At 46.6% G+C, this 26,199-nt stretch carries 2 protein-coding genes and 1 pseudogene; all 3 read right to left on the reverse strand.

Going from position 1 to position 26,199, the window contains the following annotated elements; translation table 11 throughout:
* Nucleotides 1-3: 3 nt before the first annotated feature.
* Nucleotides 4-10,803, reverse strand: coding sequence for a plipastatin non-ribosomal peptide synthetase PpsD (gene ppsD, locus NSQ16_RS09885; protein WP_327836865.1), 10,800 nt, complete (start codon nt 10,801-10,803; stop codon nt 4-6).
* A gap of 25 nt (nt 10,804-10,828) precedes the next feature.
* Nucleotides 10,829-18,495 (reverse strand): annotated as a pseudogene (ppsC, locus tag NSQ16_RS09890) (plipastatin non-ribosomal peptide synthetase PpsC).
* A gap of 16 nt (nt 18,496-18,511) precedes the next feature.
* The gene (gene ppsB / locus NSQ16_RS09895) at nt 18,512-26,194 is read right to left on the reverse strand and encodes a plipastatin non-ribosomal peptide synthetase PpsB (protein WP_339232715.1); all 7,683 of its coding nucleotides are present in this window, start codon (nt 26,192-26,194) and stop codon (nt 18,512-18,514) included.
* Between the last annotated feature and the right edge of the window lie 5 nt (nt 26,195-26,199).

Genomic DNA, 26,199 nt, shown 5'->3' on the forward strand with positions numbered 1-26,199 from the left:
TCATTAGTGAAAACTGAGCATATCAGCAATCTCTTGCAGGGCATCCTCAGTCAGTTCTTGATCATCATAATCACTGATCGTTTTTTCTGTTTCGCTTTTGTTCTGGCAGTGTTCGATCAGCTGTAATAAAAATTGACGGCATGTTTCGCTAAGCTGTTCGATGGTTTTGCGCTGAAAACGGGTAGTGTCATAAGTCATATTGACAGTCATTTTTCCTTCTGCAGCGATTGCGCTGATATCCAGCGACTGTTCACGGTTCCATGTTGTGCTGATATCACCTCCGGCACCCAGCGGAGAGAATGAGAAGGCGTCCTCCTCAGGTATTTCAGCTGTGCGGCCGCTTTCAAATTGACCAAGATAATTAAAGCTGATTTCTGGTGCACCTGTGAAATTGATGTCTTTTTTGCCAGGCGGAGTCAAATATTTGATGACACCGTAGCCGAATCCTTTGTCAGGTACACGTCTCAGTGTATCTTTTGTTGTTTTTAGCACATGAACCATGTATTCTTCCGAATCTGGCAAGTCTGCGTTCAATTTAACCAATAACGGATAAATGGCGGTAAACCATCCAACCGTCCGGCTCACATCTATTCCTTCTAATACATCCTCTCGCCCGTGGCCCTCTAATGATAGTTTGAAGGCGGATTGATTGGTCCAATGGCGCAGCGCAAGAATGACAGAAGCGAGCAGCATGTCCTGCGTATCAGTGTTATATGCGCTGTTGGCGTCTTTTAAGAGTGCTGCTGTCTCTTTCTCGTTTAAGGTAAACGAAATCGTGGACCGTTGTCCCTCGTGTGCTCTAGTTCCATCAATGTGATCAAAAGGCAATGCCTCTGTTTGATACTCTTCGGCTTCGCGCCAATACTTGAACTGTTTCATGAGCTGCTGGCTTTCAGCGTAGTCAGAGAGCTTTTTCGTATACGCTTTAAATGAGCTTGTTTTAGGCGGCAGTTTGATATCCTCCCCGCCTGCAGCTTGGCGATACCCTAAAGCCAAATCTTCAAGCAGAACCCGCCATGAAATGCCGTCAACGACGAGGTGATGAGCCGATAAAAATAAGAAATCACCGTCAATTGTGTGGAAAAGACCGGCTTGCAGCAGCGGACCATTCTTCAAATCCATTTTCTGCTGAATATCAAGTACATGGCGTTTGATAATAGGCTCATACGCTCTATTTCCATCAGTGCATAAATCAATCATCTGAAGGCCGTACAACGCGTCGTCCGAATGACTGAGCGGCCGATTATATTGATCCCACTTTCCTTGTTCATTCTGTGTAAACACCATTCGCAGCGCATCATGATGACACGTTATTGCTTTTAACGTTTTGCGCAGTGCGTCTTCTTGTACAAAGGTACTTCGATGCAGCATTACGGACTGATTAAAATGGTGTTTTTCTTTTATATCTTGAGAAAGAAACCATTTTTGAACAGGCGACCATTGTACGTCTCCCTCAACCGCAGCTTGGCTGGAACTTGTATCTGAATCACGGATATAAGCTGCCAATTCTTGAATGGTCGGATGGCTAAACAAATCTTTCACTGCCATTTGCTTGCCTATCCGGTGAAGCCGCGCAGATACCTGTAACGCTTTGATTGAATCTCCGCCAAGTTCAAAGAACGAATCAGCTGTTCCGATCTTTTCTGCCCCCAGTACTTCTTTCCATATATCTGCCAGTATTTGCTCCATTTTGCTGGCTGGCGGGAGGAATGGACGTTCACCTTCGTGGTTGTATACAGGTTTTGGAAGTGCTCCGCGATCCAGCTTGCCGTTTGGTGACAATGGAAGTGAGTCCAGTTTTTCAATAAACGCAGGGTGCATAAACACCGGCAGCTTGTTTTGTAATTCTGAGCGTACAGCATTTGTGCTCAACTCTGGTCTTGTCACCACATAAGCACTTAATTCGGTTTGTCCTGACGCTGTTACATGAGCAACTACTGCGGCGTCTTTTACACCCTTTATACACCGGATGACCGATTCAATTTCTTTCGTTTCTACACGGTATCCTCTGATTTTGACTTGATCATCGATTCTTCCGAGATATTCGAGTGTTCCGTCGGCCATCCATCTGGCGGCGTCTCCTGTTCGGTACATTCGTGTTTCGGGTTTAAATGGATTCTGCGTGAATGCTCTCTCTGTCAGTTCTGGAAGATTGACGTACCCTCTTGCAAGCCCTGTTCCTGCTATACAAAGCTCTCCCGCAACACCGATTGGCTGAAGCTGATGATTGCTATTTAAAATCAGCACTTGAGTCCCGTCAATCGGCTGGCCGATGCTTACGTATGCCTGCTTTTCCATATGTCTCATGACGGTAGTCGCCACGCTGTTTTCTGTCGGTCCATATTCGTTGGCGAGTTCGGTATGCGGACATATAGCTAAGCTGCGGTCGATCAATTCGCGGTCAGCCGCTTCTCCCGCCAGTGTGACGACTCTAAGCGTCTTTACATCTTCCGGCTGCACTACGTCCAAAAGCGCTCGATATAAAACAGGCACAATAATCATATGTGTAATCCGTTGACGAGACAGCTGATGCTTAATGGCCAGAATATCCTTCGCTTCCTCTTCATGAAGCAAAACGGCTTTTGCACCTGACAAAAGCGGTGTAAACATACTAGTTATAAAGCCGTCAAATGAGAAAGAAAAGAGCTGCAGAATGGTATCTGTCTCGTTGAATGCATAAGCGTTTCGCCGCCACTGTAGAGTGTTGGCAATACCTTTATGCTCGACCATTACCCCTTTTGGACGGCCCGTCGTTCCAGAGGTATAAATGATATAAGCCAAATGATGGGCAGACGACATTTGCGGCAGCGGCGATTTGTCGTCTGCCTCTACGCTTTCTATCGTCAAGATCTCTCCTTCAAAGTCAGCAAGTACTCCCCGATCCGCTTCATTTATTGTCATCAGCAGTTTCGTTCCGCTGTCGCTAAGGATATAGCGTTTGCGTTCTGTCGGGTATTCAGGATCAATGGGAACGTAACAGCCGCCTGCTTTCCACACACCAAGTATGGCTGCTATCATACTGAACGAACGATGCATCATGATGCCTACTGGTGTGTCCGGCTTAACACCTCTGTTGCGCAATGCACGTGCGATTCCATTGGACCACTCGTCCAACTCTTGATACGTCAGTGTTTTGTCTCCGCTGACAAGTGCAGAAGCTTTTGGTGTTCGTGCAGCTTGCTGCTCAAACAATTGACTGATTGTTTGAACTCCGTATTGATTCGCTTGCCCGGTGTTAAACTCATTAAGCAGCTGGTGCCGCTCTTCTTGGGTCAGGATGTCGATATGGTTGAGTGTCACCTCCGGGTTTTTACCAATGATGCTAAGTACATTTGTTAAATGCGATGCCCAGCGTTCAATGGTTGTTTTCTCGAACAATGCGGTTGAATATTCAAAAAGGAAATGAATGTTTCCGTCGCCCTCAGATGCCTGTAGTGTCAAATCGAATTTAGAAACGAGATGAGAAACTTGTGCCGGCTTCATTTGCAAATCATGAAGATGCAATCGCTCGTAATCATTATTTTGAACAACTAACATCGCATCAAACACTGGATTCCGGCTCATATCCCGTGTCAATTCAAGCTTATCGACAAGTTCTTCGAACGGGTAATCCTGGTGCTCAAAGGCTTCCAATGCTGTCTCGCGTACTTCCTGCAAGTACTGTACAAACGGCTTCCCGCCCTCCGGGCGCGTCCGAAGCGCCAGCGTGTTCACAAACATGCCGAGTATCGTCTCAAGATCCTTGTGCGGCCGGCCGGCGATTGGCGAGCCGACGATGATATCCTCCTGTCCGCTTAAGCGTGACAAGAACGCGGTGTAAGCCGCAAGGAGCACCATGTAGAGTGTGCTTCCGTTTTCTCGTGCCAGCTTGTGAAGGCCTGATGCAACCTCTTGATCCAGCGTAAATGAGACCTTGTCACCAGCGAAGCTTCGCACCGGCGGGCGGGCATGATCAGCGGGGAGATCCAGCACAGGCAGCTCGCCCTCGAGCTGCTTCAGCCAGTACGCCTCTTGCGTTTTGTACGCGTCTCCTGTTTTGAATCCTTCTTGCCATACGGCATAATCTTTATATTGAATGCGCAGTGCCGGAAGCTTCCGATTATTGTACAGCTCGCCGAATTCCCGAATCAGAATGTTGACGGAAACACCGTCTGAAATGATGTGATGCATATCAACCAGCAACAGGTGCCGCTCATCTGATACCTTTACGATTTGGGCACGGAACAGCGGCGCTTGGCTGAGATCAAACGGTTTGATAAATGCGGCTGTGGCCTCCTGTTCGGTTCGTTCGCCGAGAACTGTAGTCTGTAACGTAAACGGCACCTCGTCATGGATGCGCTGCACCGGATCGCCTCCTGCGTCCTGTTCGAAGGAGGTCCGAAGCGACTCGTGGCGCTTGATCAGCTCTTGGAAAGCTCTGTCCATCCTTTCAGGGTTGAGCTTCCCTTCGAGCTCTAACACAGCCGGCATATTGTAGCCTGTCCCTCCGTCCTCCAGCTGCTGAAGGACATAAATCCGCTTTTGGGCAGAGGAAACCGGATAGGTTTCCTGTTTTTCAGCGGGCTTAATCACTTCATATGGACTGTCCGTTCCTTCACGGATAACGGTAGCCAGTCCTTCTACCGTCGGATGGGCAAACACATCTTTTAGCGGCACCTGTACATCGAATTCTTTGGTGATCCGTGAGACAAGCGCCGTTGCTTTTAAGGAATGTCCCCCGCGGTCAAAAAAGTTGTCGTGAATCCCGACAGGGCCATTTTTCAGCACGTCCTCCCACAGCTGAGAAAGCTTCATCTCAGTCACGTTTCTCGGCGCTGTGTAGGTCTCCGCATCTGCCGCTCCGCCAGGAGCTGGCAGGGCGTTTCGGTCGAGCTTTCCGCTTGGCGTAACCGGCCACTGTTCCATCTCTATCATATAGGCTGGGACCATGTAGCCCGGCAACAGTCTCTCAAGCTGTGCTCGCACTTCGTTTCTTTGGAGCCCTTCTATATAAGCGCATAATTCCGGCTCCCCGCTGTCTGTCCGTACGGTAACAGCCGCCTCTCTTACGCCTTCAACGCTTCTTAGTGCCGCTTCAATTTCTCCCGGCTCAATCCGGTAGCCGCGGATTTTCACCTGATCATCCGTGCGCCCGAGGAATTCAATATTCCCGTCAGGGAGCCAGCGCGCCACATCCCCGGTTTTGTACATGCGTTCCCCCAGGTAAAACGGGTCTTCAAGAAAACGCTCCTCCGTTAATGCCGGCCGATTCAAATAACCTCTGGCAACACCCGCTCCGGCAATGTATAGTTCACCGATACATCCAACAGGCAGCATCCGCTGATTCTGATTCAGGATATATAATCTGACATGATGAACAGGTTTTCCAATTGGAATCCGTTCAAGTTTTTCTTGTGGCGGACAATTAAAGAATGCAGCTTCTACGGTTGCTTCCGTTGGCCCATAGGAATTGGTTATTGAAACATTTGGAAGCAACTCGTAAAATCGGGAGACAAGATGGGTCCCCAGCTGTTCTCCCCCAGAAAACACTCGCTTGAGTCTGTTTGTCTTAATCGGTACAGAGCGATATTTTATATGTTCTAAAAATGCATGGAGCATTGAAGGCACAAAATGCATAGCTGTGATCTTTTGTTCTTCTATGGCCTTCGCGATCACTTCAGGTTCTTTTTCGCCTCCCTGAGGAAGCAGATAAACAGAAGCTCCGGCATAAGGCCACCAAAACAGCTCCCATATTGAAGCATCGAATGAATATGATGTTTTGTGCATAATCATATCTGAATGCTTTAGCTGATAGCGGGACTGTAGGGAATTCAAAAAATTCACCGCTGATCGATGTTCAATTTCAACACCCTTAGGCATCCCGGTAGAGCCGGATGTATAGATGACATAGGCTAAAGATTGCGGGAGAACATCCACATTCGGATTGGACAAACGATGTGCCAGTCCGCTATTTGTCTGATTGAGATAGACAATCTCTCCTGTAAATTCCGGAACATGAAGGCCGGCAGACTGAAGCAGGAGAATGTTTGTACCGCTGTCCTCCAGCAGAAAGCTGATTCGTTCTTCCGGATAATCCGGGTCGATGGGCAGATAAGCGCCGCCAGCTTTAAGAATGCCATAAATGCCAAGCAGCATTTCAGGTGAACGCTTTCCTATAATGGCAACAGTCGTTTCAGGTTTTACCCCCCGTCCGATCAGCTCCCAGGCGATACGGTTAGCCTGTTCGTTCAATTCTTTATAGGTCATCACTCCATCTTCGAAGATAACGGCCGCCTGATCAGGCGTTTTTTCTGCCTGCTGTTCGAGTGCATAGTGGAGCGTTTGATTCATTGAATAGCCCGTTTCCTCAAACAGATGGCATGATTCAATGAAATCTCGCTCTTCTTCTTTTGTTAAGATTGGAATATTGTCCAATTCTGTTTCAGGACTGGCAGCTGTATGTTCCACAAGCGTGGTGAAAAGGCTGGCCCACCTTTGGATGGTTTCTTTCTCAAACAAAGCTGTACTGTATTCAAACTGACAGAAAAGCTCGGAATCATGCTCTGTAACGTATAGGGAAATATCAAATTTTGATATTGGGTGCTCCAAGTCGTTCCACTGAAGCTGTACATCATTCATTTTTAGCTTTTGCTGTTCCATATTCTGAAGGACTAGCGTTGTGTCAAACAAAGGATTCCGGCTCATTTCCCGCTGCACACCGAGTTTGTCCACAAGCTCTTCAAACGGGTAATCCTGATGCTCATACGCTTCTAGTGCCGTCTGTCTGACTTCTTTCAGAAATTCCTCAAATGTCTTATTACCCGCCGGGCGTGTGCGGAGAGCCAATGTATTGACGAACATCCCAAGAACAGCTTCAAGGTCGGCATGGGGCCGTCCGGCGATAGGTGAACCAATCACGATATCATCCTGACCGCTTAACCGAGACAAAAAGGCTGAATACAAAGCGAGAAGCGTCATATAAAGCGTGCTTCTGTTTTTATGGGCGAGCCGCTTTATGCGGGCCGTGATCTCTTTGTCCAATTGAAAGGTTACTTTTCCGCCTATGAATTGCCGTTCTGCCGGACGTCGTTTATCTGTTGGAAGCTCCAGTATAGGAAGGTCCCCGCTAAACTGCTGCTGCCAGTAAGTCTCCTGCTTTTGGTACGAGTCTCCCTTTTTAAATTTCTGCTGCCATACGGCGTAATCTTTATATTGGATCCGCAATGGCTTAAGCTGCCGGTTTGCATAAAGATCGGTAAATTCTCGGATTAGGAGCTGAACGGATACGCCATCTGAAATGATATGGTGCATATCCACCAGCAATACATGCTTCTCGTTTGACACTTCTATAAGGCCTGCTCTAAATAATGGCGCCTGGCTGAGATCAAAGGGACGGACAAATCCCTCGATAGTGGTCTCTTTACTTAACGTAAACGGCACTTCGGTGTGGATACGCTGAACCGGCTCGTCATCAGCTCCGGATACAAAGGAAGTTCGAAGCGGCTCATGCCGGCTGATCAGTTCTTTACATACAGCAGACAGTTTGGCGACATCCAGTGCACCTTCCAGTTCTAAGACCGCAGGCATGTTATAGGCGACACCCTCATCAAGCTGTTGAAGCACATAGATTCGTTTTTGGGCCGAAGATACAGGATATGTATCCCTTTTTTCTGCTGGTTCAATTGCTGCATACAGATTTTGTTCTGCCTCTCGAATAATTAAAGCTAATCCTTCAACAGTCGGATGAGCAAAGATGTCCTTAAGTGAAACTTGCACATGGAATTCCTTTGCGATCCGTGACATAAGCACTGTTGCTTTTAACGAGTGACCGCCATTGTCAAAAAAGTTGTCTTGGATGCCTATATGCCCATTCTTTAGCACATCTTCAAATAGTTGCGAAAGCTTTGCCTCTAACAGATTTCGAGGGGCAGTATATGGGTTTCCGCTGATTGAAGCATCTGGCTCCGGAAGTGCTGCGCGATCTACTTTTCCGTTTGGGGTAAGAGGTATGCTGTCAACCCATATCCATTTCGCCGGAATCATGTATTCTGGGAGCTCACTAGCCATATAACTGCGTAAATCTATTGCATTCAGCTTTTGTACACTGCAATAGTAAGCGCATAATTCATGTTCACCGTTTTGATCTTGCCAGATGAGAATGGCAGCCTCACTAATGTCCGGATGATTCATTAGCGTGACTTCGATTTCTTGCGGCTCAATTCGATAACCTCTGATTTTCACTTGATTGTCTGCCCGTCCGATATATTCGATGTTGCCGTCTTCAAGCCGTCTGGCCAAATCACCTGTCCGGTACATGATCACATCAGGCTTGAATGGATCGGATGAAAATTTGTCGCTTGTCAGTTTATCGTGATTGACATATCCTCTGGCAACACTTGCGCCGGAAATATAGAGTTCGCCTGGTACGCCGCATGGCTGAAGCTGTTTTTGATGATTCAAAATATATAGATCAGTACAGCCTATCGGTTTACCGATTGGCGGAAGCTCAGGAATAGGGTCTCCAGGATGAATGGTATACGTAGATACCACATGAGTTTCTGAAGGTCCGTAATGATTGTGCAGGTGTATGCCGCGTTTACGCAACACATCTTGGAAAAGGTCTGAAATCATTAATTGTTCCCCGGCTGCGATCAGGTGTTTGACGCCATCAGGAAACGAGTTCGCAAGTTCTCGCTCGCTGAAAATCATTTTGATAAAAGCAGTTGGGAGAAACACAATATTCGTCTGATGCTTGTTTATAAATGCAAACAGCTGAGGCACATCTCTTTTTATGGCTTCTGGCACGATGTGGAGTGTGCCGCCTTTCAGAAGCGCAGAAAATATTTCTTGATAGCAGACGTCGAAGGAAGGCGTCGCAAATTGCAGAACATCTGCTTCAAAGTCAATGCCGGAGTGAGTATATTCGAACTTCAGCAAGTTAGCCATGTTTCGATGCTCAAATTGAACACCCTTTGGTTTACCTGTTGTGCCTGATGTATAAATCATATACAGCAGATCGTCAGCATTGTTGACTGACTTTATGTTACTGCCGTCTACTTTGCTTTCGATATCTTCTGGATGAGTGATAATGTAATTGTCTTCTAACGATGAGGGAAGATGCGCTTGTGAAACAACATGCGAACAGCCGCAATCATGCAGAATATAACGGATTCTGTCAGCCGGGTAATGCGGATCAACCGGAACAATGGCGCCGCCTGCTTTCAAGATACCAAGAACACCTGTGATAAACGCCGCTGAGCGTTCCATCATAATCGCAACGGGTTCCTGTCTCACAACGCCTTTCATTCGTAAATGCCGTGCCAATCTGTTAGCCGCTTTATTCAGTTCTCTGTATGTTAATGAGCAGGCTTGATCAATTACAGCATGAGCATCTGGTGTCTTTTCCGCTTGCTTTTCAAACATGGCATGGATGGTTTCGTAAACTGGTGTTTGATCTGTGATTTCTCCAATCAGCTGCCGCTTTTCAGTATCTGTCGTGATATCGATTTCTTCAGGTGGAAGATTCGGATTATTTAAGATTTGTGATACAGCATTCAGAAGATGCTCTTTGACAGAGAGCACAAAAGACCGATCGTGCTGCTCCGCATCATAGTTCATTTTGATATGAATTTCTTCCCCTGGCGCCACCATAAGATAAAAGCTGTAGTTGGTTTCATCTGCGACAGTGAAATTATGAATCTGAAAAAGATCAGAAGCATGTTCCTGTTTGTTCAGCATTTGAATCTCTTGCTGCACCGGATAGTTTTCAAATACGAGAATATGATCAATCAGCCCTTGCTTAACAGCTGAGCGGGATTGAATCTCATATAAAGGATGGTAGCTGTACGCTTCAGCGGCAAGACGGTCTTTTTGCATATCTTTTATAAGTTGAAGAAAAGGCGTTTTTGCCCCCTGCACCCGAACCGGCATCGTATTAATGAAAAGACCTACCATATGTTCAATGCCTTCGATTTCTGCGGGTCTTCCTGAAATGACAGAACCGAATACGGCGTCATCGTTATTATTATATTTTTGTAGCAGAATGCCCCAAATGGTATGAAAAATCGTACTGAGTGTCACTTCTTCTCTAGCAGCAAGCTCTGAAAGCCTGCTGCTTTCTTCCTTAGAGAATGAAAATGTAACGTGTTCCTGCCTGCTTTTTCCCTTTGTTTTTTTCTGCTTCGGGAGCACGGTTTGCTGTTCGTGGCCGGAAAGATAATGGTCCCAATAAGAAACCGCCTGCTCTTTGTCTTGCTCCATCAGCCATTTGATATACTTTCCGTATGGCTGGACCGGCTCCAATGTTATTGGGGATGCATTTACATAAGATGCGTAAATATGCAGAAACTCCTTTAGCACAATGCTGAGGCACCAACCGTCCATCATGATATGATGAAAGGTCCAAATGCAAGAGTACTGGCTCTCTCCTGTTTGAATCAGAGCGATGCGCATGAGCACATCCTTTTGTAAATGAAACCCCTGGTCCCGGTCCTTTTCTTTCCATTGCTCGATAAACTGTGATTGCTCCGCCTCGTTTAAATGAGTAATGTTTTCTTCCAGTACGATGACATTTCGTTCTCTCAGAACAACCTGCTGGGGAGAGGAAACATTTTGGCTGATAAAAATCGTTCTGAAAATATCATGTCTTTCTACAAGAGCGTTGATGCTGTTTTGAAAAAACTGCGGGTTGACTTTTCCTTCAATTGTAAAAGAAGCTTGCTCAACATACGCCTGTGAATCTTTTTGCAGGAGGGAATGGAAAAGCATCCCTTCCTGCATGTAAGACAGCGGATAAATATCCTGAATTGAATTCGCTTTTGTCATGTTCATGTCTCCCTGTCACGATTTTCTACAATTCTTCCACCAAGCTGGATATGCTGTCCAAGTCCTCAGCCGTTAATGATTGACTGCTGAAATCGCTCAGTGTCTTTTCTGTTTTCTGTTGACCGGCGCAGTGTTTCATAATGTCCAGCAAAAAGTGTTCAATCCTGTTAATAAGCTGCTCCATTGTGTTTCTGTGAAAGCGGGCTGGCGGATAACTAAGATTGAAATGGAGCTTTTTGTCTGCTGCCATTGCGCTCATCTCGATGATTTGCTCACGCTTCCATGTATGAGTGATATCCTTTCCGCTCCCAAGGCTTGATGGGCGGAAGGTGTCCTGTCTTTCGATGTCGTTGAACTGGCCCAAATAGTTAAAGCTGATTTCAGGTGTTTTTGAAAACGTAATGCTTTTATTTTCAGGGTGTGTAAGGTATTTCAGCATACCGTAACCTACCCCTTTGTTTGGTATCCGGCCCAGTGTATCTTTAACGGTTTTTAATGCGGTTCCGAGCTCATCCCTATGATTTTCAAAGCTTATGAGGGCCGGATACATGGATGTAAACCAGCCGACCGTCCTGCTGATATCTAACTCTGGCAGAATGTGTTCTCTCCCGTGTCCTTCCATAGCGATACGGAGCTTGCTTCCTCCTGTCCATTCACAAATCGCCAAGGATGCTGCGGTTAACAGAATATCTTGTGTATCTGTGCCATAGGCGTGATTGACGTTTTGCAGCAAGACGGCGGTGTCTGCTTCAGTCAGTGAAAAGTTTAATGAGTCCCTTTTGCTGAAGTCGATGTTTACTTGATGCGGTATTTCATAGGGCAGTTCTGCGTCTTGCTGTTCTTCTACACTTCGCCAATACGCCTCTTCGCGAATCAGCTTACTGCTTTGGGCATATTCCTGTATGCGTCTTGCGTATTCCTGGTAGGAATCCGTTTTAGGTGGAAGCTGGATCGTCTGGCCTGCAGCAGCTTGTTGATATCCGGCTGACAAATCCTCCAGCAAAATCCGCCATGAGACACCATCAACGACAAGGTGATGGATCGCAAGGAACAAGTAATCTCCGGTCAGTGTTTTAAACAAAGCGGCGTGCAACAATGGTCCTTCCTGCAAATTGATGCTTTGCTGAAGATCGGCAACTTCTTGTTTGATTTTCGTCTCCCAGCCGCTTTCTGACTGTGAAAGATCAGAGATTCTTAAGCTGTATAGCTGTGACTCATGAATGCCTTGGTTGATTTGAATCCATCGCCTATCATCGTTGCGATAAACCATCCGAAGCGCATCATGATGCTCAGCCAGTTTTTTCAAGGCTGGTCTAATGGCGTTTTCAGACAAACGTCCAGAATGGAATAGCATGACAGACTGATTGAAATGGTGTCTTTCTTCAATATCTTGTGAAAAAAACCATTGCTGAACAGGCGTCCAAGGAACGTCTCCCTGAACGGGTCCTTGCTCTATGATTCTCTCTGACTTACGGATCAATGGTGATAAGTCCTTTATCTTTGGATGACGGAATAAATCACTTACCTGCAAGCTTAGTCCATAGCGCCCAAGGCGTGCAGAAACTTGAAGGGCTTTGATTGAATCTCCGCCCAATTCAAAAAACGAATCCTCTATTCCGATCCTCTGGATGCCGAGAACCTCCTGCCAGATCAACACAAGTTGGTCTTCAAGGTCATTTCGAGGTGGAGCGTACGTTTGTTTAGATGTGAAATTTGGTTCAGGAAGTGCTTTTCGGTTCAATTTGCCGTTTGATGTGAGCGGGAGAGTCTCCATTTCAATAATGTACGCCGGGATCATATAGTTTGGCAGCGAACGCGCAAGAAGAGAACGCACTTGTTCAGCATTCGTGCCTGCTTTTACGCTGATATAGCCAAACAGCTCTTTGCTCCCGGTCTGGGCTGTACGTGCTAACACTGCGGCTTCTTTGACCCCGTCTATTTGACGAAGTGCTGATTCGATCTCACCCAGCTCCACACGATAGCCTCTGACTTTTACTTGATCATCAATACGGCCAACGTACTCAATTGTCCCGTCAGGAAGCCAGCGCGCCAGATCACCTGTGCGATACAGTCGATCGCCAGGTGCAAATGGATGTGGGACAAATTTCTCTTTCGTTAAATCAGGACGGCCCAAATATCCTCTGGCGACGCCATCTCCGCCGACACAAAGTTCACCGACAGCTCCGACCGGCTGCAGCACTCCCCATTGATTTAAGATATAAGCGGTGGAATTACCAACCGGCCGCCCGATCGGAATGGAAAGTTCATATGTTTTTTGAATGTGAAGGCATGTCGAAAAAGTTGTATTTTCGGTAGGGCCATATCCATTCCATATAGATACTTCAGGGCAGACATTTCTGATTCGATTGACGTGGCTCGGCGACAAAGCTTCACCGCCAATAATCAAATGTTTCAGCTGTGAAAATGTTTGTTCATTTTGTTCTGTCAAATGATTGAATAGAGAAGATGTCAGCCAAATCGTTGTGATTCCTTGATGTTCTATGTACCTCTTAAGCTGATGGGAATCGAGAAATGTTTGTTGATCGGACAGATGCAAAGCGGCACCATTTAGCAGCGGTCCGAAAATTTCAAATGACCCAACGTCGAAACCGATTGATGATGTCATCAGAAGGCGGTCTTCAGGTGTAAATGTAATATAATTGCTGTTTTTCACAAGACGAATTACACTTCGCTGCTCAATCATGACACCCTTTGGTTTACCGGTTGATCCAGAGGTATAAATGATATATGCGAGTGAATGTGGCCCTGCTGAAGAATCAACGTTCTTCGTTTCTCCTTGCTTTTGAATATCTTCGATTATGATTTGTTCACATTCAATGTCTAATCGTTGTTTTTCTGTTTTTTCAGATTGAAGGAGTAATGCCGCCCCGCTGTCTGACAGCATATAAGCTATTCGTTCAACAGGCAGATCAGAAGCAATAGGCAGATAGGCTCCCCCGGCTTTTAGAATGCCCAGCATTCCTGCAATGAGTTCTGGTGTTCTGCCTGTCAACAAGGCTACAACACTATCAGGCCCTACGCCCTTAATCTGTAGAACTGAGGCAATTTGATTTGCCCAGCTGTTCAGGTCCTCGTAAGTAAATACTTGGGTGTCGCTGACAATTGCTACAGCATTAGGCGTTTGTTCAGCCTGCATTTCAAAGAGTCTGCTGATGGTTTCATTTCTTGGATAATCTATTTTTGTGCGATTGAGCTCGTGGATAAGGTAATGGGTCTCATCCTCATTCAGGATATTTATTGTTCCGAGAGCGGCTTTGTTGTCTTTGATGATGGAGAGTAACATATTGATGAAGTATTGAAGCCACTTTTCTATCGTTTTTTTCTTATATAAGTCAGTACTAAACTCCATTTGGAACGTCAGCAAACCGTGGGGCTGTTCCTGGGCATATAGGGTTAAATCAAATTTGGACGTTTGATGCCCATTGTTTGCTGCAGGTTTGAGACAAAGTTCATCCAGCTCCAACGATTCCTGATCCATGTTTTGAAGAACAAACATTACGTCAAACACTGGATTCCGGCTCATATCCCGTGTCAATTCAAGCTTATCAACAAGCTCTTCGAACGGGTAATCTTGGTGCTCAAAGGCTTCCAATGCTGTCTCACGCACTTCCTGCAAATACTGTACGAATGGCTTCCCGCCCTCCGGGCGTGTCCGAAGCGCCAGCGTGTTCACAAACATGCCGAGTATCGGCTCAAGATCCTTGTGCGGACGGCCGGCAATTGGCGAGCCGACGATGATATCCTCCTGTCCGCTTAAGCGTGACAAGAACGCGGTGTAAGCCGCAAGGAGCACCATGTACAGTGTGCTTCCGTTTTCTCGTGCCAGCTTGTGAAGGTCTGATGCAACCTCTTGATCCAGCGTAAATGAGACCTTGTCACCAGCGAAGCTTCGCACCGGCGGGCGGACATGATCAGCCGGAAGATCCAGCACAGGCAGCTCGCCCTCGAGCTGCTTCAGCCAGTACGCCCCCTGCGTTTTGTACGCGTCTCCTGTTTTGAATCCTTCTTGCCATACGGCATAATCTTTATATTGAATACGCAGTGCCGGAAGCTTCCGATTATTGTACAGCTCGCCGAATTCCCGAATCAGAATGTTGACGGAAACACCGTCTGAAATGATGTGATGCATATCAACCAGTAACAGGTGCCGCTCATCTGATACCTTTACGATTTGGGCACGGAACAGCGGCGCTTGGCTGAGATCAAACGGCTTGATAAACGCGGCTGCCGATTCCTGTTCGGTTTGGTCGCCGAGAACTGTCGTCTGTAATGTAAACGACACTTCGTCATGGATGCGCTGCACCGGATCGCCTCCTGCGTCCTGTTCGAAGGCGGTCCGAAGCGACTCGTGGCGCTTGATCAGCTCTTTGAAAGCTCTGTCCATCCTTTCAGGGTTGAGCTTCCCTTCGAGCTCTAACACAGCCGGCATATTGTAGCCTGTCCCTCCGTCCTCCAGCTGCTGAAGGACATAAATCCGCTTTTGGGCAGAGGAAACCGGATAGGTTTCCTGTTTTTCAGAGGGCTTAATCGCTTCATATGGACTGTCCGTTCCTTCACGGATAACGGCAGCCAGCCCTTCTACCGTCGGATGGGCAAACACATCTTTTAGCGGCACCTGTACATCGAATTCTTTGGCGATCCGTGAGACAAGCGCCGTTGCTTTTAAGGAATGTCCCCCGCGGTCAAAAAAGTTGTCGTGAATCCCGACAGGGCCATTTTTCAGCACGTCCTCCCATAGCTGAGAAAGTTTCATCTCAGTCACGTTTCTCGGCGCCGTGTAGGTCTCCGCATCTGCCGCTCCGCTAGGAGCTGGCAGGGCGTTTCGGTCGAGCTTTCCGCTTGGTGTAACCGGCCACTGTTCCATCTCTATCATATAGGCTGGGACCATGTAGCCCGGCAACAGTCTCTCAAGCTGCGCTCGGATTTCGTTTCTTTGGAGCCCTTCTACATAAGCGCATAATTCCGGCTCACCGCTGTCTGTCCGTACGGTAACGGCCGCCTCTCTTACGCCTTCAACGCTTCTTAGTGCCGCTTCAATTTCTCCCGGCTCAATCCGGTAGCCGCGGATTGAGCCTGATCATCCAACCGCCCGAGGAATTCAATATTCCCGTCAGGGAGCCAGCGCGCCACATCCCCGGTTTTGTACATGCGTTCACCCGGGTAAAACGGGTCTTCAGGAAAACGCTCCTCCGTTAATGCCGGCCGATTCAAATAACCTCTGGCAACACCCGCTCCGGCAATGTACAGTTCGCCGGCGACACCGGAAGGCTGTACGGCTAAATGCGGATCTAAAACATACAAACGCGCACCAGGTACGGGCTTCCCAATCGGAATCCGCAAACGATCCCTGTCCCGTTCTGGATCTAACACGTAAAATGCCGCGTCTACCGTTGCTTCTGTCGGCCCGTAGCCATGGATTAATGATACCTGCGGCAATACAGAAGCAAAACGGGCTGCCGTACGCGGCGCAAGCGGTTCACCTCCGGCGAATACACGTTTCAGGCTTGTGCTGTCACGCAACCTTTCGATTTCCGCTTGATCCAGAAAGCTGTTCAGCATAGCCGGAATAAAATGAGCCGTTGTCACTTTTTCCTGATGAATGGCTTGTACGATCAATGCGGAGTCTTTTTCCCAGCCGGGCGGAAGCAGATACGCCGAAGCACCGGAAAGAGCCCACCAAAACAGCTGCCACACAGACGCATCAAAGGAAAAAGAGGTTTTCACCATGACAATGTCATCTTCTGAAAGCGGAAACTGGTACTGCATGCCGGTCAGAAAAGAAACAGCCTGGCGGTGCTCAACGGCCACTCCTTTCGGCTGCCCGGTAGAGCCCGATGTATAGATGACATAGGCGAGAGAACCGCCGTCAGCAGGAGTAAACAGATGGTTTTCTGCTTTTTCGCTCGCAAGAGATGTCATGTCCACTTCAAGCGTTTCGCCAGAAAAGTTTGGTGCGGAGCATCCCGGCTGTGTCAGCAAGAGCGATGCCCCGCTGTCTTTCAGCATGTAGCTCAGCCGCTCCTTTGGATACGCAGGATCAAGCGGCAAATACGCCCCTCCGGCCTTCAATACAGCAAGGACAGCGATCAGCATGTCAGGTGAGCGTTCAGACAGGACACCGACGATACTTTCGTTTGTGACGCCGCGTGCCGCAAGGTGCGCAGCCAGCCGGCTGGCGTACATGTCAAGCTCAGCGTATGTCAGCAAACCGCCGGAAAAGCGAATCGCTGGCCGCTCCGGTGTGACTGCCGCCTGTCGCTCAAACAGGCCATGCAGGGTTGGCGCTTTAGGTGAAACAGATACTGTCCTGTTATTTTGAGAAACGATTTTCCGTGTTTTGTCCTCATCTAGCAATGTCATCTTTGACACAGGAAGAGATGGATCAGAGATGACGTCAGAGATCATGTGCTGTAAATAATCTTTTATTTCGGACATCATATTTGGTTGATAAGTGCCGGTATGAAAATGAATCCGAACGTACAAAGTACGCCCTGGGATCACTTTGACACTGCATCTATAATTAGTTACCTCTTCCATCTCAAAATCTTTCACGGAGAAATCAAATGATCCAGCTTGATTCAGCTCTTCAATCTCTTGTTGAGTAGGTGTATTTTCAAAGACGATAATATGATCAATCAGCTCTTGTTTAAGAGCGCTCTGCGCCTGAATGTCATATAAAGGGAAGTAACTATACGCTTCTGCTTCAGTCATGTCCTTTTGCATTCCGCTGACTAGGTCAGAAAAAGACAGAAAATCACTTTGGACTCGAATAGGAATGGTATTGATAAAAAGTCCGACCATGTTTTCCACATCTTTTAGCTCAGAAGGTCTGCCTGATATAACTGATCCGAACACAGCATCGTCGCGGCGATTGAACTTTTGGAGCATGATTCCCCATAAAGCTTGGAAAACAGTGTTAAGTGTCGCACCACATGCTGCAGCGATTTTCTGTAATTCGGAGGTTTCTTTTTCAGGAATGGTAAACGTGATCTGCTGTAATGTCCCATCCGACATTTGATCTGTTCTTTTAGGCAGAGGTGAAGCTTTTTCGAAATGCTGAAGCCTCTTTTTCCAATACTCAGCTGCTTCTTCCCGGTCTTGCTGCATCAGCCATTTAATATACGTCCCGTACGGCTGTACGGGAGGCAAATCAGGAAACTGCCCTTTTCCAAGCGCTTGATAAATATGGAGAAAGTCTTTAATGACGATGCCTAAACACCAGCCATCCATTAAAATATGATGGTGGCTCCAGATACAGACATAATGATCAGGCGCCCATTTTAAAATAGATATTCTCATCAGTACATCCGTTTGGAGATCGAAGCCCCTGGATTTATCCTGCTCTTTGAATGCCTCTGTACAATGTTCTTTATCTTTTTCATTGAGGTGAGAAATATCTTCAACATGAACAGGGCAATGACGTTGCTTGAGCACGACTTGACGAGGTTTGGCTACATTTTTATAGATGAATGCTGTTCGAAAGATATCGTACCTGTCAAAAACAGCATCCATACTTTTCTGGAAACGCTCCAAGTCGAGCTGTCCATTGATCGTAAAAGAAGCCTGTTCAAAATAAGCTCTCGACTGTTCATCATACAATGAGTGAAAAAGCATCCCTTCCTGCATAAATGACAAAGGGTATATATCCTGTATTTCAGGTTGCTGCGGCATCAGTGAATCTCCTCTCCTATAGTTTGTTGACGGCTCCCATGATCTCACTCAATTCATCAAGCGTTAAGTCTTCATCAGTGAAATCAGATGCGCTCCACTCATGGTTTTCTTTGCCGGTACAATGCTCAATGATGTTTTCCAGAGTCTGTTTAAAATGCCTGGAAAATGTTTGGATTGTTTTTTCCTCAAATTGAAACCTGTTATAGATGATGTGCATGTTCAGGCACCCCGAAGAAACGGCGCCGCTGATATCCAGTGCATAAGGACGCTCCCAGTTCGGGCTGATCTCATTTCCTGGCTTGATGTCAGACACCTCAAAGGCATTTGATTGAATATCCTGATCAAACTGGCCTAAATAATTAAAGCTGATTTCTGGGCTGTTTTTCTGAGAGCCCCATCTTTTGCTGATATATTTCAGCACGCCGTAGCCCGCGCCTTTATGCGGTATACGGTGCAGCATATCTTTTGTCTGTTTAATAAGGTGGCCCAGCCGCTCTTCTTTGTCCTTATGATCGGAATCTCTCATATCAAGCCACACAGGATAAATGGAGGTGAACCACCCAACAGTTCTGCTAATATCGATTTTCTCAAGATATGATTCCCTTCCGTGGCCCTCCATGCTGATTTTAAATTGGTTATTTCCCGTCCATTTCTGCAAAGCAAGACCTAAAGCTGTCAGAAGGATATCATTCATCTCCGTGCTGTAAGCTTTATGTGCAGCCGTTAATAGTAATTCTGTGTGATGGCGAGATAGCTCAAAATCAATCACTTCTGTATCTTTGAATGTGTTAGATGATGCGTCATTGTCTTTTGGAATAGGCTGGATGTGACGGTTCTCGCACTCATCCCAGTACGCTGCTTCGCGCTGCACCTGGCGGCTTTTAGAGTAGTCAGCTATTCTTTGTGAATACGTTAAATATGAATCTGTTTTTTGCGGCAGTTTAATAGATTCTCCTGAGACTGCCTGTTTGTAAGCCGCTGAAAAATCCTCGAACAAAATGCGCCAGGAAACCGCATCAACAACTAAGTGATGAATCGTCAGAAATAAATGGTCACCATTCTCGGTTCTAAACAATCCAGCGTGAAGTAAGGGGCCGGTTTCCAAACGAATATGTTCTTGCATCCGGCTGGCTGCTTCCTCAATCGTGTTCCGGGCTTCTGTTAGGCTATCCTTTACATCAAACAGTTCAAGTGCATATAGCTCCTCATCTGAAAGATCTATCCCTCTGTTTATCTGCACTTGCCTGCCATCTTCATGCCGGCATACGATTCTCAGTGCATCATGATGAGTCACAAGGCTTTTTAGTACTTTTCTAAGCGCAGCCTCATCAAATCGTTCAGCCCGGTAGATCATAACGGATTGGTTAAAATGATGGCTTTCCAGAGATTGCGAGAAAAACCACTGCTGGATAGGTGTCCAAGTAATCTCGCCTTCGACCGGGCCTTGGTCAATGGCGCGTACGTCTTTTCGAACCCGGGCGGACAGTTCACCAAGAGTCTGATGTTCAAACATCTCACGTACTGTCGTTTCAAATCCGCGCTGCTTCAGTCTGGCACAAACCTGCAGCGCTTTAATAGAGTCTCCGCCAAGCTCAAAGAAATTGGCGCTTACACCCAGCTCATCTACATTAAGAAGCTCCTCCCAAATTTCAGCCATCACCGTTTCAATCTCATTTCTAGGACTGATATCATCAGCTGTATAAGCGTGTTTTTCAGGCTCTGGCAGGGCTTTCTGATCGAGCTTTCCATTAACAGTCACCGGGATGCTGTCAATTTGTATCATACGGGCAGGCAGCATAAAGTCAGGCAAGGCGTTTTTTAGGTAAGTTCGGATGTCTGATATATTCGCAGCCTGTTGATCTTTTATCACCATATATGCATATATAGCTGTTTGCCCTTGCTCGTCTGCTCTGGTAATGACAGCCGCCTCTTTAATCATTGGATACTGAAGAAGTGCCGCTTGGATTTCGCCTAACTCAATACGGTGCCCTCTGACTTTCACCTGCTCATCAATGCGGCCTAAGTATTCCAGCTCGCCATTTGACAGGCGCCTAGCAAGATCTCCTGTTCGGTATAATCTGTCTCCCGGAAGATAAGGATTGGATACAAAACGGTCAGAGGTCAGCTCATCTCTGTTGAGATATCCCCGTGCCACACCTTCGCCGCCTATATACAGCTCCCCTGGAACTCCGATCGGCTGCAGATTCATATGAGCATCCATCACATAAGCCTGCAGAGTTGAAAGCGGCCGGCCGATATTGCTTTTATTTTTTGCAATGTCTGCTGCGGACAATTTTTTGAATGTTACATGGACCGTTGTTTCTGTAATACCGTACATATTAATCAAATCAGTATGAGGATATTTTTTATTCCAGCTTTGAAGCATGCCGGGCTGTAAGGCTTCGCCGCCAAAAATCACGTATCGGACGTTTAATCGATCCGGATGGTTTTGATCTTCATGCATCAGGCCGTAAAAAGCTGTCGGGGTCTGATTGAGTACAGTGACGCGTTCTTTTTTTAACAATAATCGGAATGCATGGGGGTCACGGGCTGTTTCTTTAGAGACCACGACTAATGTACCTCCGTTCAATAACGCACCGAACATCTCCCATACAGAGAAATCAAAGCAATAAGAATGAAATAACGTCCAGATGTCTTCATGGTTAAATTCAAAAGGCAGGTTTTGATGCTTCAAGAGACTGATCACATTGCGGTGCTCGACAATGACTCCCTTTGGCTGACCAGTCGTTCCAGATGTGTATATCACGTATGCGGGCTGATCCGTTACTATTTCTTGAATGTTTACATCAGCCGGAATTGAGTCGTTTTCACATTCATCGATATACAAAATTTGCCCGATGTAGTCTGCAGGTTTGTTTTGACCGCGCTCTGTCAGCAGCAGTTTTGCTCCGCTGTCATTGAGCATAAAGCTGATACGCTCCTTGGGATATTCAGGATCAATCGGCAAATAGGCCCCTCCAGCTTTTAAAATCGATAAAATGCCAATGATCATATCAGGTGACCGATCGAGCATCAGACCGACGATATCGCCAGTTCTGACCCCTTGTTTGATCAGCATAGCAGCTGCCCGCTCGGCTTTTTCATTCAGGTCTCGATACGTAAGCTGAGAATGGCCGCACACCACTGCGATATGCTCCGGATACTGAGCGGCTTGCTTTTCAAATAAGCTTACTATGTTTTCATTTCTCGGATAAGCCGCATACTGCCCCATTTTTTCAAGGAGCAACCTACGCTCTGCAGCAGGAAGCAATTGCATGTCCGAAATTCTCATCTCGGTATCCGCCGTTACCCCTTTCACCAATTCAATAAAATAGGATGCCCACTGCGTAATGGTTTCTTCTTCAAAAAGAGCAGTGCTGTATTCAAAACGGCAGCGTATTCCACTCGGATGCTCCTCAGCGTGTAATGTTAAATCGAATTTAGATATATCATGTTTAGGAGTGACAGACGAAATCGACAGACCAGGCACTTCGAACCGGAAATCTTCACTGCTTTGAAGCACAAGCATCGCATCGAACAGCGGGTTGCGATTTACCTCTCGATTTGTAAAGAGCTTATCTGCCAGCTCCTCAAAAGGATAATCCTGATGCTCGTAAGCTGTCAGAGCCAGGTGGCGAATGTCCTGCAAATAGGAGCTGAACGTTTTGTGGCCCTCGGGCTTGCTGCGCATCGCCAATGTATTGACGAACATCCCGATGACGCGCTCCAGATCAGCGTGCGGTCTTCCGGCAGCAGGCGAACCGACAACAATATCCTCTTGCCCGCTTAGCTTAGATAACAAAATAGAATAGACAGCCAGAAGAATCATATACAATGTTGTTCCCGTTTCAGCCATTAAACGGTGCAGCTCATCAGTCATGTCTTTATCAATGTTGAGTTCAATTGTTCCACCGCTGAAATCAGGGAGACGCGGCCTTGTTTTATCAAGCGGTAATTCTAGTGTAGGAAGACTCCCGCCAAGCTGACCGAGCCAGTAGGCCTCCTGTTTTTTGTATAGCTCTTTCGGGTGCTTCTCTTGCTGCCAAACAGCAAAATCCTTATAATGCAGGTTTAAAGCTGGCAACTCTTTTCCGCAATATAAGTCAGTAAATTCTTGGACAAGAGTGCTCATCGAGACACCGTCGGCAATAATATGGTGCATATCGAGCAGCAAAAAGCCGCGATTATTGCCCATTGTAATGACACATGCTCTAAAAAGCGGACCGGATGATAGATCAAACGGTTTGATAAAGGTCTCGATTGCAGACTCAAGCATTTGTTCTGATTCCATTTCAAGCTCTTTTAGATCAAAAGCTATCTCTGGATAAATGATCTGCACAGGCTCGTCTCTGTCAAGCACAAAAACAGTCCGTAATGCTTCATGCCGATTCACAAGTTCTGTGAGAACGCTTCTCAACCGCTGGCGATTCAGATTTCCGAGTAATTCAAGTACAGCTGGCATGTTGTAGCCTGTGCTGTCATCTGCCAGCTGATGAAGAGCATATAATCGTTTTTGCGAGAAAGACAGCGGATAGACATCTCTTTGATCCGCAGGTTCAATCTGTGTAAAAGCGTGTTCTTTTAAGCTCATCAATTTGACCGCCATGCTTTCAACCGTCGGATATGAAAACACCTCACTGAGCGGCAGCTCGACATTAAGCTTTTTATGTATTCTTGATACCAGTGCGGCCGCTTTTAAGGACTGTCCGCCTAACTGAAAGAAATCATCACGAATGCCGATTTGCTGTTTATTCAGCACATCTTCCCAAATATGTGCGAGATCAGCTTCGATTAAGGTTCGGGGCGCCATATATGTGACACTCGTATTGTTTTCTGGTTCAGGAAGCGCAAACCTGTCAAGCTTGCCGCTGGATGTTAATGGCATCCTGCTGATGTTGATAATACTTGCTGGGATCATATAGGACGGCAATGTCCCGGCAAGATGCTGATACAAATCTGGGAGGCTGTTTCCCTTTTCCGGAACGATATAAGCAACGAGCTCCTTTTCCTCAGCAGAAACATCACGGGCCAGTACCGCGGCTTCCTTTACCCCCGGTGCTTGTCGAAGAACTGTTTCAATCTCTCTCAGTTCAATACGGTAACCCCTAATTTTTACTTGATCATCAAAACGTCCAATATATTCAATCGTTCCATCAGGCAAAAAGCGGCCTGCATCACCTGTTCGGTATAAACGCTCCCCTTCAAGGAATGGATGATCGGAGAATGCTTTCTGTGTCAGCTCTTGCTGTTTGTAGTATCCTCTCGCAAGACCCGCGCCGGAAATACACAGTTCACCCGCCGCGCCGATCGGCTGCATTTGATTTCCGTGCAAAACAAATACTTTTGTGTTTCTGATCGGGTGTCCAATCGTGATCCTCTCTTTTTCATTCAGATGCCGCAATATTGTTGTTGCCACGCTGTTTTCTGTGGGCCCGTATTCATTTGCCAGTTCTGCAGAAGGACAAATCATTTGACTCAATTCAAGCAGATCAGGCGTGACCGCTTCACCCGCAAATGTCACAATACGAAGACTTTTTGCATCGTCAGCAGTCATCACTTCCAATAACACCCTGTACAGGGAAGGAACAATGATCATGTGGCTGACCTTATAACGGGCTATTTTTCGCTTAAGGGCCAGCACATCCTTCGCTTCGTCATCTGTTGTCAGCAGTACGCACGCACCAGATAAAAGCGGGGTAAATAAGCTCGTTACACAGCCGTCAAACACGTACGAAAACAAATGGAGGGATATATCCTGTTCGGCCATGCCATACTCTTCCCGTCTCCATTGCAATGTATTGGCAATACCGTGATGATCTACTAAAACCCCTTTAGGGCGCCCCGTCGTTCCCGACGTATAGATCAAGTAGGCTAGATCACCTGGCGGCATATTTGGAGCTTCTGTTTGGTAACTTTCTGTATGTTCTATCGTTATCGTATTTCCTTCATAGGACGGAGGGATCAAGGAAATAAGGTCTTCTTCTATCAGCAATTGAGCCGCTTGACTGTCCTTCAGCAGGAAAGAAAGACGTTCTGCTGGAAAATGTGGATCAAGCGGCATATAAGCGCCGCCTGCTTTCCAAATCCCAAGCAAAGCTGCAGGCATTTCCATTGACCGGCCCATCATCACAGCCACGATATCTCCAGATCTAACGCCTTTTTCTATCAGGGCGTGCGCAATCTGATTGGCTCTTATATTTAATTGGCGATAGGTCCAGCAATCGTCTCCCATTTTTAATGCAGCCGCTTCAGGTGTTTTGCGGGCTTGTTCCTCGAACAATTGGGGTATCGTTTTGTTCACATAAGGACGCTCAGTTTCGTTAAACGATTGGATAACCTGTTGCTCCTCCGGCGGCACGATATTGATGTCACTGACGGCAACATCGGGATTTGTCAAAATGCACTCCAGTGCTTGCTTTAGATGCCCCTGAATCCTCAGCATCTCCTCCCGCTCGTAAATGTCTGCGTTGTAGCTGAATTTGATATAAAATGATTCTCCCGGAACGATAACGATATTAAAGTCGTAATTGGTTTGTTCCGACATTGAAATGTCACTCAGCTTCAGAGCGCCTTCGTCATTTTCACTCTCCACGCTTAATGCCTGATGAAGCTGTACAGGGTAATTTTCAAAAACAAAAATATGATCGATCAACCCTTGCTTCAATGGACTATGGTTTTGAATCTCATAAAGCGGATAATACCCATGCTGTTCAGATGATAAAATATCCTCCTGCACGGCTTTGACCAGCGAAGAAAACGTTATGCCTTTCGCAGATCGGATTCGCACTGGAACAGTATTGATAAACAAGCCGACCATTGATTCAATCCCGTCAATCGCTGACGGGCGTCCCGAAATGACGGAGCCAAAAACGGCATCATCTGCAGCATTATATCGATGGAGCAGCACGCCCCAAATACTCATAAACAGCGTGTTTAATGTCACTCCCCAGTTTTGGGCAGCCTCTGTCAGTTTCTCAACCATATCCGGCACTAATGAAAAGCTGACCTGGTCGGCTTTATAATTCCCGTCTGCCGTGCGGCGCTTTATTCGGGGAATAGAAGCAGTATTGCCGTACTCCTTCAAATATTCGCTCCAGTAGGCAGCAGTCTCTTCTTGATCTTGTTCTCCGAGCCATTCAATATAACGGCTGTACGGCACCGTGTTGCCAAGCTGTACAGGTGAGTTATTTTTGAGCGAATCATACATGTTGAAAAACTCTTTAAGAATAATGCCGAGACACCACCCATCCATGATGATATGGTGATGTGTCCAGACACATGTATATTGGCTGTCTCCTCTATCAAAAAGGGCAAGACGCATTAAAGGATCTTTTTGCAAATCAAATCCTTTTTCCCGATCCTTAGTCATAAAAGCATCAATCAGCGTCTGCTGTTCTTGATCAGCCAGGCGAGAAATATCTTCTCTATATACTGTCAATTCCCGGTTTGATAAGACTACCTGCTGCGGACCTGTAAGATCTGGTACTTCTTTAATGAAAATCGTTCTGAAAATATCATATCTAGAAACAAGAAGGTTTAAGCTCTTTTGAAACGAGTCGACGCATAGATTCCCTGTGATCGTAAACGAGGTCTGTTCGATATATGCTTTCGAGCTGAAATCCATTAATGAATGAAACAGCATTCCTTCCTGCATGTGCGATAACGGATAAATATCTTGAATTTGTGCCGATTGTGCCATCAATT

The organism is Bacillus sp. PS108 (assembly GCF_037963335.1).
GTDB lineage: Bacteria > Bacillota > Bacilli > Bacillales > Bacillaceae > Bacillus > Bacillus subtilis.